This window comes from Mycobacterium sp. NPDC050441 (assembly GCF_040655355.1).
Lineage (GTDB): Bacteria > Actinomycetota > Actinomycetes > Mycobacteriales > Mycobacteriaceae > Mycobacterium.
In genome coordinates this window covers 259667-274006 of the sequence record NZ_JBFAJS010000006.1, presented here as the reverse complement: position 1 = coordinate 274006, position 14340 = coordinate 259667, and the positions used below count along the sequence as shown (strand labels likewise).

General features: G+C 68.0%; 15 protein-coding genes. 13 read left to right on the top strand and 2 right to left on the bottom strand.

The features are described from left to right. Positions 1–55 precede the first annotated feature (55 nt). From AB0I14_RS19760 to AB0I14_RS19720, 9 genes are all read left to right on the top strand, one after another. Positions 56–1174, top strand: coding sequence for a citrate synthase 2 (locus AB0I14_RS19760; protein WP_358025063.1), 1119 nt, complete (start codon positions 56–58; stop codon positions 1172–1174). Next, positions 1171–1785 carry a maleylpyruvate isomerase N-terminal domain-containing protein gene (locus AB0I14_RS19755; protein WP_358025061.1) on the top strand — a complete coding sequence of 205 codons (615 nt, stop codon included), beginning with the start codon at positions 1171–1173 and terminating at the stop codon, positions 1783–1785. The genes AB0I14_RS19760 and AB0I14_RS19755 overlap by 4 nt, the downstream gene beginning before the upstream one ends. Positions 1786–1970: 185 nt before the next feature. After that, on the top strand, positions 1971–2423 hold the full coding sequence (locus AB0I14_RS19750; protein ID WP_358025059.1) for a VOC family protein: 453 nt from the start codon (positions 1971–1973) through the stop codon (positions 2421–2423). Positions 2424–2480: 57 nt separating this feature from the next. Further along, positions 2481–3098 (top strand): ECF transporter S component, encoded by a 618-nt coding sequence (locus AB0I14_RS19745; RefSeq protein WP_358025057.1) that lies wholly within the window; start codon positions 2481–2483, stop codon positions 3096–3098. Next, positions 3095–4579: an ABC transporter ATP-binding protein gene (locus AB0I14_RS19740; protein WP_358025055.1), complete on the top strand. Its 1485-nt coding sequence runs from the start codon at positions 3095–3097 to the stop codon at positions 4577–4579. Before AB0I14_RS19745 ends, AB0I14_RS19740 begins: the two co-directional genes overlap by 4 nt. Next, positions 4573–5319 (top strand): energy-coupling factor transporter transmembrane component T, encoded by a 747-nt coding sequence (locus tag AB0I14_RS19735; protein ID WP_358025485.1) that lies wholly within the window; start codon positions 4573–4575, stop codon positions 5317–5319. Before AB0I14_RS19740 ends, AB0I14_RS19735 begins: the two co-directional genes overlap by 7 nt. Continuing rightward, positions 5306–5857, top strand: coding sequence for a hypothetical protein (locus tag AB0I14_RS19730; RefSeq protein ID WP_358025053.1), 552 nt, complete (start codon positions 5306–5308; stop codon positions 5855–5857). Before AB0I14_RS19735 ends, AB0I14_RS19730 begins: the two co-directional genes overlap by 14 nt. A 31-nt stretch (positions 5858–5888) precedes the next feature. Then, the gene (gene pnuC / locus AB0I14_RS19725) at positions 5889–6512 is read left to right on the top strand and encodes a nicotinamide riboside transporter PnuC (protein ID WP_358025051.1); all 624 of its coding nucleotides are present in this window, start codon (positions 5889–5891) and stop codon (positions 6510–6512) included. Continuing rightward, positions 6509–7597 (top strand): AAA family ATPase, encoded by a 1089-nt coding sequence (locus AB0I14_RS19720; RefSeq protein ID WP_358025049.1) that lies wholly within the window; start codon positions 6509–6511, stop codon positions 7595–7597. The genes pnuC and AB0I14_RS19720 overlap by 4 nt, the downstream gene beginning before the upstream one ends. A gap of 21 nt (positions 7598–7618) precedes the next feature. On the opposite strand, the gene AB0I14_RS19715 is transcribed toward AB0I14_RS19720, so the two are convergent. Continuing rightward, positions 7619–9283, bottom strand: a complete 1665-nt coding sequence (locus tag AB0I14_RS19715) for a 4Fe-4S binding protein (RefSeq protein ID WP_358025047.1) — start codon at positions 9281–9283, stop codon at positions 7619–7621. A gap of 29 nt (positions 9284–9312) precedes the next feature. Next, positions 9313–10329, bottom strand: coding sequence for a diiron oxygenase (locus AB0I14_RS19710; protein ID WP_358025045.1), 1017 nt, complete (start codon positions 10327–10329; stop codon positions 9313–9315). 122 nt (positions 10330–10451) lie between these two features. Here AB0I14_RS19710 and map point away from each other — a divergent pair, with 122 nt between their 5' ends. The 4 genes from map (at position 10452) to AB0I14_RS19690 (ending at position 14335) form a co-directional block, all read left to right on the top strand. Next, positions 10452–11216, top strand: coding sequence for a type I methionyl aminopeptidase (gene map, locus AB0I14_RS19705; protein WP_358025043.1), 765 nt, complete (start codon positions 10452–10454; stop codon positions 11214–11216). Positions 11217–11239: 23 nt separating this feature from the next. Then, positions 11240–12346 (top strand): phosphoserine transaminase, encoded by a 1107-nt coding sequence (serC, locus tag AB0I14_RS19700; RefSeq protein WP_358025041.1) that lies wholly within the window; start codon positions 11240–11242, stop codon positions 12344–12346. Between the two features lie 92 nt (positions 12347–12438). After that, a complete protein-coding gene (gene sepH / locus AB0I14_RS19695; protein ID WP_358025039.1) occupies positions 12439–13257 on the top strand; it encodes a septation protein SepH in 819 nt (272 codons plus the stop codon). A 166-nt stretch (positions 13258–13423) separates the two neighbouring features. Then, positions 13424–14335: a class I SAM-dependent methyltransferase gene (locus tag AB0I14_RS19690; protein ID WP_358025037.1), complete on the top strand. Its 912-nt coding sequence runs from the start codon at positions 13424–13426 to the stop codon at positions 14333–14335. Positions 14336–14340 lie beyond the last annotated feature (5 nt).

Below are 14340 nucleotides of genomic sequence, written 5' to 3'. Positions count from 1 at the left end.
CGCGGTATGGCCACCGCGGTAACGCTACGCCTGGACTTGGTGCAAGAATCTGGCCATGCCAGCTGTACCGGAAGACTTCGTTGCCGGCCTCGAAGGCGTCGTTGCCTTCACCACCGAAATCGCTGAACCGGACAAGGACGGCGGCGCACTGCGCTACCGGGGTGTGGACATCGAGGAGCTCGTGGACCGCCGGGTCACCTTCGGCGACGTGTGGGGACTGCTGGTCGACGGCGGTTTCGGCACGGGCCTGCCCCCGGCCGAGCCGTTCCCGCTGCCCATTCACAGCGGCGACGTCCGCGTCGACGTCCAGGCCGGGCTGGCGATGCTGGCGCCGATCTGGGGCTACGCGCCGCTGTTGGACATCGACGACACCACTGCGCGTGACCAGTTGGCCCGGGCCTCTGTGATGGCGCTGTCCTACGTCGCCCAGTCCGCCCGCGGCATCTACCAACCTGCCGTGCCGCAACGCCGGATCGACGAATGCGACACGGTCACAGCACGTTTCATGACGCGCTGGCAGGGGGACCCGGATCCCAAGCACGTCGAGGCGATCGACGCCTACTGGGTGACCGCCGCCGAGCACGGGATGAACGCCTCGACCTTCACCGCCCGGGTGATCGCCTCCACCGGCGCCGATGTCGCGGCCTCCCTGTCGGGTGCGGTGGGCGCGATGAGCGGGCCGCTGCACGGCGGCGCCCCGGCCCGGGTGCTGCCGATGATCGAAGAGGTCGAGAAGTCCGGCGATGCCCGTGCGGTGGTGAAATCCATCCTGGATCGCGGCGACAAGCTGATGGGCTTCGGGCACCGGGTGTACCGGGCCGAGGATCCGCGGGCCCGGGTGTTGCGGGCCACCGCCAAACGCCTTGGGGCGCCCCGCTACGAGGTGGCCGCGGCCCTGGAGCAGGCCGCGCTGGCCGAGCTTCGTGAGCGCCGCCCGGACCGGGCCATCGAGACCAACGTCGAGTTCTGGGCGGCGGTGATGCTGGACTTCGCCCAGGTGCCCGCCTCGATGATGCCCGCGATGTTCACCTGTGGGCGGACCGCGGGCTGGTGCGCGCACATCATGGAACAGAAACGGCTGGGCAAGCTGGTTCGCCCGGCCGCCATCTACGTCGGCCCCGAGCCGCGCAGCGTTCAGTCGGTCGCCGGATGGGACAAGATCGCCACGTCATGAGCCGCGCTCGCGACGAATTCGCTTCGGCAGCACATGCTTTCGCTCGACTGGTGCGAGCGCTGCCGGCGGACTCGTTTGACGGGCCGGGCCTCGGTGAGTGGGACCTGCGCGCATTGGTGGGCCACACGTCGCGCTCGCTGATCACCGTCAGCACGTATCTGCAGGACCCGGCGTCGACGGCCGATCTGGCCGGTCCGGTCGAGTACTACGCCGCCATGCGGGGGTTTATGTCCGACGCCGGCGCCGAGGCCGTCGTCGAACGCGGCAGGCAAGCCGGGCGTGACCTGGGCTCCGATCCGGCCGCCGCGGTGGATGCGCTGGTCAGCCGGGCGCTGGCCGATGTCGACGAGGCAGGCGATCCGTTGATCACGGTGATCGGCGGGTTCGGCATCCGGTTGAGCGACTACCTGCCGACCCGGATCTTCGAGCTCGCCGTACACAGCCTGGACATCGCCCGGGCCACCGGCCATTCGGCGGATCTGCCGGCCGAGGTGATGGAGGCGGCCAACGTCCTGGCCGCGCAGATTGCGGTGGAGCTGGGCAAGGGTGAGACCGTGCTGATGGCCCTGACCGGGCGGGCTGAGCTGCCGCGGGGTTTCTCGGTCACCTGACGTATTGCCCCCCCTGCGCCGAGACTACGGTTTCTGACGAGTTCAGGGCCATTTCCGTCATAAAACGTAGTTTCGCGGCCGGGCTTTTGTCAGAGGGCAGTGGTTGCATGGGACGTGTCCGCCGATGAGATCCGCCCGCCGCGCGGGTCTGCATTGAATCCGCTCACGAATCCCAGGAGAAGATCATGGCGATCGAAGTAACACCCGCAGTCCTGCCGCATCTGGTTGTCGACGACGCCGCCGCGGCAATTGACTTCTATGTCAAGGCATTCGGTGCCACCGAGTTGGGCCGCGTGCCCGGGCCCGACGGCAAACTCATTCACGCCGCACTCGCCATCAACGGGTCCACGGTCATGCTCAACGACGACTTTCCCGAGTTCAACGACGGCAAGTCGACGACGCCCAAGGCCCTTGGCGGCACCCCGGTGACCATCCACCTCACCGTGACCGATGTCGAGGCCAAGTTCGCCAAGGCGGTCGATGCCGGTGCAGAGGTCGTCATGCCGCTGGAGGACCAGTTCTGGGGCGACCGCTACGGCATGGTGCGCGATCCGTTCGGCCACCAGTGGTCGCTGGGGCAGCCTGTGCGCGAGGTCAGCCCGGAGGAGATCGCACAGGCCATGCAGTCGGGGCAGTAGCCCGCTCCCCCGCCATCACCCAGAGTCCATACTGATCTCCTGCCACGAAGGAGATCGATGAACACCCAGCCCACCGACACCACGCCGACTGCCCGCGCGCTGCGCTGGCGGGTCGTGGACATCGTCGTCGCCAGCGTCCTCGCGACGGCGGCCGGGCTGGTGTTCGTCGTGTGGAACATCGCGTCCAACCCGATCAGCGCACCGTTGACGGCGGTGCTTCCTGGGCTGCAGGCGTTGCTCGCCGGCGGATGGTTGTTCGCCGGCGTGCTCACCGCCCTGGTGATCCGCAAGCCGGGCGCGGCCCTGTACGGCGAGCTCGTCGCGGCCACGGTGTCGGCGCTGGTCGGCAACCAGTGGGGCGTGCTCACGCTCGAATCCGGGCTGGTGCAGGGCCTCGGCGCGGAACTGGTGTTCGCGGCTTTCCTCTACCGTCGCTGGGGATTGCCGGTCGCGCTCATCGCGGGCGCCGTCGCCGGGCTGGCCCTGGCTATCAACGACCTCATCCTCTGGTATCCCGGTTCGGCCAACACGTTCGCGGTGATCTACACGGCCTCGGCGATCGTCTCCGGTGCGCTCGTGGCCGGGCTCCTGTCCTGGTTCGCGGTCAGGAGTCTGGCGAAGACCGGAGCGCTCAGTCGGTTCGCCTCGGGGCGGATCGGCCCCGAGGCTCGATGAGCTCACCGCACGGCGCCGGCGCCACCGTCACGGCGCACACCTGGGGTTGGTGTCATGCCGGACGCGCCGCCTGGGCCGTGCGGGATCTCGATCTGCAGATCGAGCCCGGTGAGCGGGTGTTGCTGCTGGGGCCATCCGGGGCCGGGAAATCGACTCTGCTGCACGGCATTGCGGGATTGCTCGGCGGCGCCGAAGAGGGCAAGCAGGCCGGCGTTATCCAGGTCGACGGCGCCGCGCCGAGCGAACAACGCCATCGGATCGGCATGGTGCTACAGGATCCCGATGCCCAGGTGATCCTGTCCCGGGTCGGTGACGACGTCGCCTTCGGCATGGAGAACCTCGGCGTCGCGCGCGAACAGATCTGGCCCCGGGTCCGAGCGGCCCTCGACGCCGTCGGGCTGAATCTCGGTCTGTCCCAATCCACCTCGGAGCTGTCCGGTGGACAGAAGCAGCGTCTCGCACTGGCCGGGGTGATCGCGATGGATCCCGGGCTCATCCTGCTCGACGAACCGACGGCCAACCTCGACCCCGTAGGTGTCCTCGAAGTGCGGGACGCGGTTGGCGCTTCGGCCGCACGGACCGGCGCGACGCTCATCGTCATCGAGCACCGCACCGATGTCTGGATGCCCATCATCGACCGCGTCGTCGTGCTCGGCGCCGACGGCCAGGTGATCTCCGACGGATCACCCGATGCGACCATCCGGCGCAACCACGACTACCTGGTCCGATCGGGTGTCTGGGTACCCGACACCCCGCTACCCGAGATCATCCGCCACCGGTCCGGAACACGCGAATCATTGCTGCGCGCCGCAGATCTCGCGCTGGCCCACCCGGGTGATCCCCCGATGCACGTCGGATTGAATTTCGAGATCGACGCCGGCCAGACCACGGTGATCACCGGCCCGAACGGAGCCGGCAAGTCGACGCTGGCACTCACCCTCGGCGGCCTGTTGCCCGCGCCTGCCGGACGTCTTGAGGCGCACCCAGACTTCGCGCCCTCCCCGTCACGCCGCAATCCCGTCAAATGGCGGTCGAAAGAACTGCTCACCCGGATCGGCAGTGTGTTCCAGGATCCTGAGCACCAGTTCCTCGCCGCCACGGTGCGCGACGAACTCACGTTGGGTCCCAGGGCGATCAAGCTCAGCACCGCCGAAATCACCACCCGCACCGACGAGCTCCTCGAACGCCTCCACCTGGCACATCTCGCGGCGGTGAACCCCTACACCCTCTCCGGTGGAGAGAAGCGCCGACTCTCGGTGGCCACGATGCTGGCAACGGCGCCCAGGGTGATCATCCTCGACGAGCCGACATTCGGCCAGGACCGGCGCACGTGGGAGGAGTTGACCAGGCTGCTGGCCGAAATCGCCGACGGCGGTACGGCCGTCGTCGCGGCCACCCACGATCTCGACTTCGCCGGCCTACTCGCTGACGCCCGGATCGTATTGCCCGACTGGGAGCCCACCGCGGAGACCGCATCGTGATCAATCCGGTCGCTCGGTTGCTCACCGCGCTGATCATCGCGGGTGCCTTGGTGCTGTCGGTCGACTGGGTGTCGGCGCTGACCGCGCTGGTCGGTGAGATCGTGCTGTTCGTCGTGATCGGTGTGAAATTGCGAGCGGCGCTGACCCGGGGCGCAGTGGTGGCTCTCGCGGCCACGCTCACCGCGATCACCATCCTGCTCTACGGGCAGGTCGGCGGAACGGTGTACTGGCACTTCTTCCTCGTGACGATCAGTGACGGATCCATCGCTCTCGCGGCGGCTACCTTCCTGCGGGTCCTGGCGATCGCACTGCCGTCGGTGATCCTGTTCATCGGCGTCGAATCGACCGAATTGGCAGACGGTTTGGGGCAGGTGCTGCGGCTGCCGGCCCGGTTCGTGCTCGGCGCGCTGGCCGGCCTGCGTCTGGTCGGACTGCTCGGACAGGACTGGCAGTACCTCGGTTACGCCCGACGCGCCCGCGGCGTGGCGGACCACGCCAGGGTGCGCCGGATCGCCGGGCAGACGTTCGCCCTGCTGGTATTCGCCGTACGGCGCGGATCGAAGCTTGCCACCGCGATGGAGGCCCGCGGGTTCGGCGCCTACCCCACCCGGACCTGGGCCCGGCCGTCGCCGTTCGGCACACGCGAATTCGCCCTGATCGCGGCGGGATTCGTCATCGCAGCAGCCGCCATCGCCGTGTCGGTGGCCTCCGGAGCCTGGAACTTCATTGGCACTCGATGACGTCCTGGGCCGCCTCGGCCCCACGGTGACGACTGTTCTTATCGACGGCCGTTCCGGGTCGGGCAAGTCGACTCTGGCGGCACAGCTGCACGACAGGTGGGCCGACAGCGCGGTGGTCCGTCTCGACGCCATCTATCCGGGTTGGGACGGATTGTCGTGGGCCGCAGAACATGTGCGGCGATCGCTGCTCGAGCCGCGAGCGGCCGGGTATACCGGGCGCTGGCGCCAATGGGACTGGACATCAGCTGCGCCCAGCGGCTGGCACACGGTCGAACCCGGACAACGTCTCATCGTCGAGGGCATCGGTGCGCTCACCCCGGCCACCCGGGCGCTGGCCGATCTGGGCATCTGGGTCGATGCCGACGACACCGAGCGCAAGCGGCGTGCACTGGAACGCGACGGCGAGACCTACCGGCCGCACTGGGACCGGTGGGCCGCCCAGGAGGACGCGTTCATCGCACGGTTCCAACCCAGGGCGTGCGCCGATCTGATCGCGGTGCTGACCGCACGCGGATTCGAGTTCACCGCTCCCGGTTAGGGTCGACGCGAGACGATCGGAGGGAGGGTCGATGCTGGACTGGCTGGCGCAACTCGTGCAACCGCTCACCACCACACTGTTCGTCCTGGGCGGTGACGCGGTGAGTTGGGCCGAGCTGCTGGGCTTCGTCACCGGTGGGCTGTGCGTGGCACTGACCGTGCGCCGGCACATCGCCAACTTCCCGGTGGGCATCGCCAATTGCCTGTTCTTCCTGGTGCTGTTCGCCTCGGCCCGGCTGTGGGCCGACGCCGGTCTGCAGGTGCTCTACATCGTGCTGGGTTTCGCCGGGTGGTGGCAGTGGCAGTACGGCAACGCCGGCCGCACCCCACTGGTGGTCACCCGGGCGCGCCCGGACCAAATCGGTTGGTGTGTGGGCATTGTCGTCGCGGGTACCGCGCTTCTGACGGTCGTCTTGCGCGCCGCGCACGACGCGGCCCCGTTTCTCGACGCGCTCACGACGAGCCTGTCGTTGGTCGCGCAATGGCTGTTGAACGGCAAATACCTTCAGACCTGGTACTTCTGGATCGCGGCCGACTGTGTTTACATCCCGCTCTACCTGAGCCGCGATCTGAATCTGACGGCGGCGATCTATGTGGTGTTCCTGATGCTGTGCCTGTCGGGGCTGCAGTCCTGGCGGAAGGTGCGGGTGCCATGAGCGAGTTCGGTCACGGCCTGTTCATCGGCAAGTTCTATCCGCCCCATCGCGGACATCACGCCGCCATCACCGCCGCCGCGGACCGCTGCGACCGGGTGAGCGTGCTCGTGATGGCGGCGGCCCCGGAGACCGTACCGCTGGCGGCTCGGGTGGCCTGGCTCCGCGATACCCATACCGCTCAGACCAACGTGACCGTTGCCGGAATCCCTTGCGATGCACCGCTGGACGTCACCGACCACCGAGTGTGGGCAGCACAGGTGGCCGCCATGCGCGCCGGGCTGCGGGCGGCAGACTGCCCGGACCGGGTCGACGCGGTGTTCTGCGGCGACGACTACGGTGACGAGCTCGCACGCTGGTTCCACGCCGCGAGTGTGCGGATCACCCGGAGCCCGGTCAGTGCCTCGGCCGTCCGCCGCGACCTGGCCGGCCGGTGGCCGGAACTGTCCTCGGCCACCCGCGCCGGGTTGACCACCCGGGTCGTGGTGGTGGGCGCGGAGTCGACCGGGACGACGACGGTCACGGAGCGGCTGCAGCAGCACTATGCGGCACGCGGCGGGGTGTGGGCCACGACCCGCAACGTCGAGGAGTACGGCCGCGAGTACACCGCTGGGCTCTGGGAGCGCCAACCCGACCGCGCGATCGACGAATTGGTGTGGGATCACGCCGATTTCGACGCCATCGGGGCCGAGCAGAACCGCCGGGAGGAGGCTGCGGCCCGCGACGGTTCACCGATCCTGGTGTGTGACACCGACGCATTCGCCACCGCGGTGTGGGAACGACGCTATCTCGGGACCGCCGCGCGCAGCAGTCAGCCGTGGACCCGGGTGCCGCACCGTGCGGTGTATCTGCTCACCCATCATGCCGATGTGCCGTGGCACGACGACGGGATGCGAGAGGGCGACCTGGACATCCGGGCGGCGATGACCGACTGGTTCGCCGATGCGCTGACGGCCGCCGGGCACTCCTGGGTGCTGTTGACGGGCTCCCTGTCCGACCGCGTCGAGTTGGCGCTACGAACCGTCGACCCGCTTTTGGATCTATCGATGCGCTTCGGGGAGCCGTTGCACGGGCCCGGCTTCGAGTAAGCCCAAGCCGGGTCCGGCAACTCAGTGCGCTTGCAGGCTCGCGGTGAGACGCTGTCGCACAGTCGGTTTCGGCGCTGTCGCGGCGACCGCGATCATCTCCTCCACCGAGGTGAACTTGTCGCGCGGCCGGTCTTCGCCACCGCGCGCGATCTCGGTTGCGTCGATGGCCTGCCACCCGGCGGCGTCGATCATGGCGGGCTGGCGTGTCCGCACCAGCTTCTCCAGGGCGGCCGGCTTGTGCGCCGGGGCGGTCAGCACGCCGGCGTTGTAATCGTCGACCAGCTGGTGCACGGTCTGCGCCGCACACGACTTGTTGGTGCCGATGAAGCCGGTGGGCCCGCGCTTGATCCAGCCGGCCACATAGGCCCCGGACGTGTCGCGGACGCGTCCGCCGTCGTTGGGCACGACGGCCGCATCGTCATCGAACGGAAGATCGGCAATCGCCTTGCCGCGGTAGCCGATTGAGGTCAGCACCAGGCCGGCGTCGAGCGTACGCACCTGATCGGTTCCAGTGACACCGAATTCGATGCCGGTCACCCGGTCCTCGCCGAGCACGCGCTGCGGGGTGAGGCGGTAGGCCAGCCGGATCCGCGGCCGGGTCAGCGGTGCGGACGCATTACCCAGCTTGGTCAGGATCTCCAGCTTGTTGCGGGTCAGCGGATCGGTCTCACGGGCCAGATCTGCGACCACCAGCTGATGATCGGCATCGTCGAGCACGACGTCGCAGCTCGCGGTCAGGCCGATCAGCTCGGGCAGGGTGAAGGCGGACTCGGCGGGGCCGCGGCGGGCCACGATCACCACCTCGGAGATCTTCGAGGTGCGCAGGGCCGCCAACGCATGATCGGAGATGTCGGTGCGGGCCAGTACGTTCGGATCGGTGGTGAGCACCCGGGCCACGTCGAATGCGACGTTGCCGTTGCCGACGATGATGACCCGCTCGTGGCTCAGGTCCACCGGTAGATCGGTGAATTCGGGATGCCCGTTGATCCAGGCCACCATCTCGGTCGCCGTCCCCGTCCCGGGCAGGCCCATGCCGTCGATGTCGAGCCGGCGGTCGTTGGGCGCACCCACCGCGTACAGCACGGCGTGATGGTGCTCCAGCAGGTCGGCGTGCGACAGGTGCCTACCGACCTCGACGTTGAGGAAGAACCGGAACCCTGGTTGCTTGCCGATAACGTCGAACAGCTTCGTCACCCGCTTGGTGCCCTGATGGTCCGGTGCCACACCGGCACGCACCAGCCCGTAAGGCGTCGGCAGCTTCTCGAAGACATTGACCCGCACCCCGCGCTGCGTCAGCAGCTCGTCGGCCGCATACATGGCGGCCGGGCCCGAGCCCACGATCGCCACCGTCAACGGCCCACCCGAATGTGCGGTCACCTTCGGCGCCGCGATCACCGGTGCCAGCTTCGACGTCGGCGGCAGCTTGCCTTCCCGCTTCGGGTAGAACGCGGCGTTGAGCTCGACGAAGGGCAGCTGCTTCTCGGTCAGCTTGGTATCGGCCGCGATCGCACCGACGGGGCAGGCGCTGACGCATGCGCCGCAGTCCACACACGCCTCGGGATCGATGTAGAGCATCTCGGCGGTCGCGAAGCCCGGCTCATCCGGTGAGGGATGGATGCAGTTCACCGGGCACGCGTAGACACAGGACCCGTCGCTACAACACGACTGGGTGATCACATGGGGCATAAAAAACCTTCAGACCCTCTGGGCGAGCTTTAGGCGACCGAGACCAGGTGCTCGCGCTGAGGCTCGCTACGGTAGCGGCTCGGCGGCCCGTCGATCTTGCAGATCCGCCACACCAGCTTGGCGATCGGGTTCATCAGGCCGGTGTCGTGGCACAGCATACGGACATCGCCGAACATGTCCCGCAGCATCTTGCGCGACTCGGGCGAACGGAAGAACAGCTCCTTGCGCACCGAGCGCGGGATGTCGAATTCCTTCCAGAACGCGCGCGGCGGCACGATGATCGCCGAGCACAGGATGCGCATGGTCAGCGGCACGAACAGCGAGAGAATCCAGCGCTGACGGCGGCGCAGGTTCGGCACCCGCTTGTGCAGGTACTGGTGCGCGAAGGAGATGTGCCGGGCTTCCTCGGCGACGTGGATCGCCATGACCCGTTCCATGATCGGGTGCAGTGCCTTGCCCTCGCGCAGCACGTTCTTCTGCGTGTGGTCGATGGGCTCCTCGCCGGCGAGCACGCCGAAGAAGAACGGGATCGGCAGCGGGCCGGCGGCCAGCGGGATGAGCGGCTGCAGCCACTTGAGCAGGCGCGGCATGCCCGGCACGTCCATGCCGATGCGGTTGACCATCTCCTGGAACATCAGGGTGTGGTTGCACTCCTCAACGGATTCGTGCAGGCAGTACCGGTATTCCGGCGAACCGTTGGGCACCCAGAACGAGTACTCCATCAGGCCGCGGATCAGGATGTTCTCGAAGTGCAGGCCGACCTTGGCGACGTTGGCCTGGCGCCACATGCCGATCTCGATCTGCCGTTCGACCGGCAGTGCCTGATACCACGCGTGACCACCCATCGGGTCGGTCGACGGCAGGATCCAGCGCGGATCGTTGGGGATCACCGCGAACTCAGGCGAGTCCCACTCGATGTCCTTGTACGGGTTGAAATTGCGTCGCACCGACCCCTCGGACAACGTTGCGAGCATATCGACGTACTGAATGTCGTCGCTGACGTCCATGTTCTTGCGCCAACGCCTGACCATCTTGGTCCGAGCCATGTTGCAGACCTCTCTATAATTGTCTGAGGTTTACATCTACCCACTTGTTGTACAAACGGTACCGCAGGTATCGAGTAAATGTCCATGCCTGATTTGAATCGTTTGCCGATAGGTGACTGCCCGTGGTCAATCTGAAGCCAAAAGACCAGGTAGAAGCGATGGCCGCGGCCGGAAAAATAGTCGCGGAAACATTGCGAACTATCGCCGATCAGGCCGTCCCAGGTCACACCGCGGCCGATTTGGACCGGATCGCCGCCGAAATCCTGGCCGCGCGCGGCGCCACATCTCCGTTCCTCGACTACCACCCGCGCTGGGCGCCCCGCCCGTTCCCGGCGGTGCTGTGCGTGAGTGTCAACGACGCGGTGGTGCACGGCATCCCCGACGGCACCGTGCTGGCCGACGGGGACCTCGTGGCCGTGGACTTCGGAGCAGTGCTGGACGGCTGGTGTGGAGACTCCGCCCGCAGCTTCGTCGTGGGCACCCCGCGGACGGCCGACACCGCATTGATCGAGGCGACGGACGCGGCCCTGGCGGCCGGGATCGCCGCCGTACGGCCGGGCAACACCCTGGGCGACATCGGGCACGCCATCGCGTCGGTGGCCCGCGACGCCGGTTACGGCCTGCTGGCCAACCACGGCGGCCACGGCATCGGGCGCACCATGCACGAGGCGCCGCACGTTCCCAACTCGGGACAGCCCGGGGAAGGCCTCAGGCTGCAGCCCGGGCTGGTGATCGCGATCGAGCCGATGCTGATCGCCGACGGCACCACGGGCTACGTCCACGATCCCGACGGCTGGACGCTTCGCACCGTCACCGGGGCCCGCGCCGCGCACAGCGAACACACCGTGGCCGTCACCACCGACGGTGCCCGGATTTTGACCCTCTAGCGGCCGACTTTAGGCTTGTCGGCATGGCTGAACTGATCATCCCCGCCGACCTCAAGCCCCGCGACGGCCGTTTCGGATGTGGCCCCTCCAAGGTCCGCCCCGAGCAACTGACCGCGCTGGCCGCTGCCGGGGATCTGTTCGGCACGTCCCATCGGCAGGCGCCGATCAAGAATCTGGTGGGTCGCGTCCGCGACGGACTGCGCACGCTGTTCTCGGTTCCCGACGGGTACGAGGTGATCCTGGGCAACGGCGGCTCGACTGCATTCTGGGATGCCGCGGCGTTCGGTCTGATCGACAAGCGCTCGCTGCACCTGACCTATGGCGAATTCAGCTCGAAGTTCGCGTCGTGCGTGGCCAAGAACCCGTTCGTCGGCGACCCGATCGTCGTCAAGACCGACCCGGGCACCGCACCGCAGCCCCAGTCCGACCCGTCTGTCGACGCCGTCGCCTGGGCACACAACGAGACCTCGACCGGCGTCTCGGTGCCGGTGCAGCGTCCGGCCGGCGATGCCCTGGTTCTGATCGACGCCACCTCGGCCGCCGGCGGCCTGCCCGTCGACATCGCCGACACCGATGCGTATTACTTTGCGCCGCAGAAGAATTTCGCCGGCGACGGCGGTCTGTGGCTGGCCATCGTCAGCCCCGCGGCGCTGGCCCGCATCGAGGCGATCGGCGCATCGGGCCGCTGGGTGCCCGACTTCCTGTCGCTGCCCATCGCGGTGGAGAACAGTCTCAAGAACCAGACCTACAACACCCCGGCCATCGCCACACTGATCCTGCTGGCCGAGCAGATCGACTGGCTCAACGGCAACGGCGGGCTGGACTGGGCCGTCAAGCGCACCGCCGACTCCTCACAGCGGCTGTACTCATGGGCCGAGGGCACGTCGTTCGCCACCCCGTTCATCACCGATCCGGCCCTGCGCTCGCAGGTGGTCGGCACGATCGACTTCAACGATTCGGTGGATGCCGCCGCGGTCGCCAAGGTGCTGCGCGCCAACGGGATCGTGGACACCGAGCCTTACCGCAAGCTGGGCCGTAACCAGCTTCGGATCGGCATGTTCCCGGCCGTGGAGCCTGACGACGTGAGCGCCCTGACCGCCTGCGTCGACTGGGTCGTCGGCCAGCTCTGAGTCAACCTTCGATCTCCGCCGTCTCCCACCAGCGTGTCAGCCCGGTAACGGGCTGATAACGCAGTAGGGTTCGCGCAGGAGGTCAGGTCGGTATGCGAGAACTCAGAGTCGTTGGATTGAACGTAGACGGCAGGCGCATCATCTGCGAAGACGACGACTCCAAAGAGACGTTCAGCTTGCGTGTCGATGATCGGCTGCGCGCCGCGATGCGCGGAGACAAGGTCTCCTCGAATCAGTCCGAGATCGATGTAGAGGTGCAGAACGTGCTGCGACCCAAGGAGATTCAGGCAAAGATTCGCGCCGGGGCGTCGGTCGAGCAGTTGGCCACGGCAGCCGGGGTGCCTATCGAGCGGGTCGAGCGGTTCGCTCATCCGGTGCTACTGGAGCGCGCGCGTGCGGCCGAGCTGGCCACCGCGGCGCATCCGGTGCTGGCCGACGGACCCGCAGTGCTGACGCTGCTCGAAACCGTCACGCAGGCCATCGTCGCCCGGGGCCTTGACCCCGATTCGATCGCGTGGGACGCCTGGCGCAATGAAGACAGCCGATGGACCGTGCAGCTGGCCTGGAAGGCCGGCCGGTCGGACAACGTCGCGCATTTCCGGTTCAGTCCCGGGGCCCACGGCGGCACCGTCTCCGCGTCGGACGATGCGGCCCGCCAGCTGATCAATCCCGATTTCGACCGGCCGCTGCGCCCGGTCGCCGCGGTCCCGCACCTGTTCGACAATCACGAGGCCGACGCGGTCCATCACGTCCCGGCCGCAGCCCCCGATCAGTTCGGCCGACCCGCCGATCCCGCGCCTGCGCCCACTCCCGCTCCCCCGGCACCCAAGCGCGGCCGCAAGGCGCGCCCCGCGGTTCCGGCCTGGGAGGACGTGCTGCTGGGCGTGCGTTCGTCAGGCACCCAGCCCTGACCGTTTGATCGCTTACGCCGCGGATCGCAGCCACCATCGAGCAGCGACCCGCGGCGTAGTGCATTTCGGCCCCGACTTCGCGATGTGGTGCACGCGACTCCCCGGCACGCCCGCAGATTAGTTATAGTGGCTAATAACTAGCTTTGCTATACATCTGGGGGGCATCATGGCGCGGACCGAGAACGACACCTGGGACCTGGCCACCGGCGTGGGTGCCACCGCCACCGGCGTCGCCGCGTCCCGGGCACTGGCCTCCAGCGCCGCCGACCCGCTGATCTCCGACCCGTACGCCCGACCACTGGTCGACGCCGTCGGTGTGGACTACTACGTCCGCCTGGCCCAGGGCGACCTGGTCGCAGACGGAGCCGCCGAGCCGCTCGATCCGCACGTGATCGCCGACGGCATGGCCATCCGCACCCGCTACTTCGACGACTTCTTCCTGGCCGCCATCGACGCCGGTATCCGCCAGGCGGTCATCCTGGCCTCGGGTCTCGATGCCCGCGCCTACCGGTTGCCCTGGCCGACCGGGATGACGGTGTTCGAACTGGATCAGCCGGCCGTGATCGAGTTCAAGGGCCGCGCACTCGCCGATCTGGGCGCCGCGCCGGCCGCGGAGCTGCACGCCATCGGCATCGATCTGCGCCACGACTGGCCCGCCGCCCTGCGCGCACGCGGCTTCGACCCGCAGGCTCCGACCGCGTGGATCGCCGAAGGACTGCTCGGCTATCTACCGCCCGACGCCCAGGATCGGCTGTTCGACAACATCACCGCGCTGAGCGCCCCGGGTAGCCGCATCGCCACCGACTGGATCACCGGGCACTCCGAGCTGGCCGAGAGCCGGATACGGACGCTCACCGACCACCAACGCGAGCAGGGGCTGGAGCTGGACGACCTGTCAGAGCTGATCTTCTCGGGCGACCGCAACGCCGTCGCGGACTACCTGACCGCAACCGGCTGGCAACCCGAAACCACCACGGCCGAGCGGATGTTCGCAGTCCACGGCAGGCCCTTCCGCCGCGACGAGGCCATCGCCGGGCTGCTCGACGCCAACTACACCGCCGCAGAACTGGTGGCCTGAGCGCT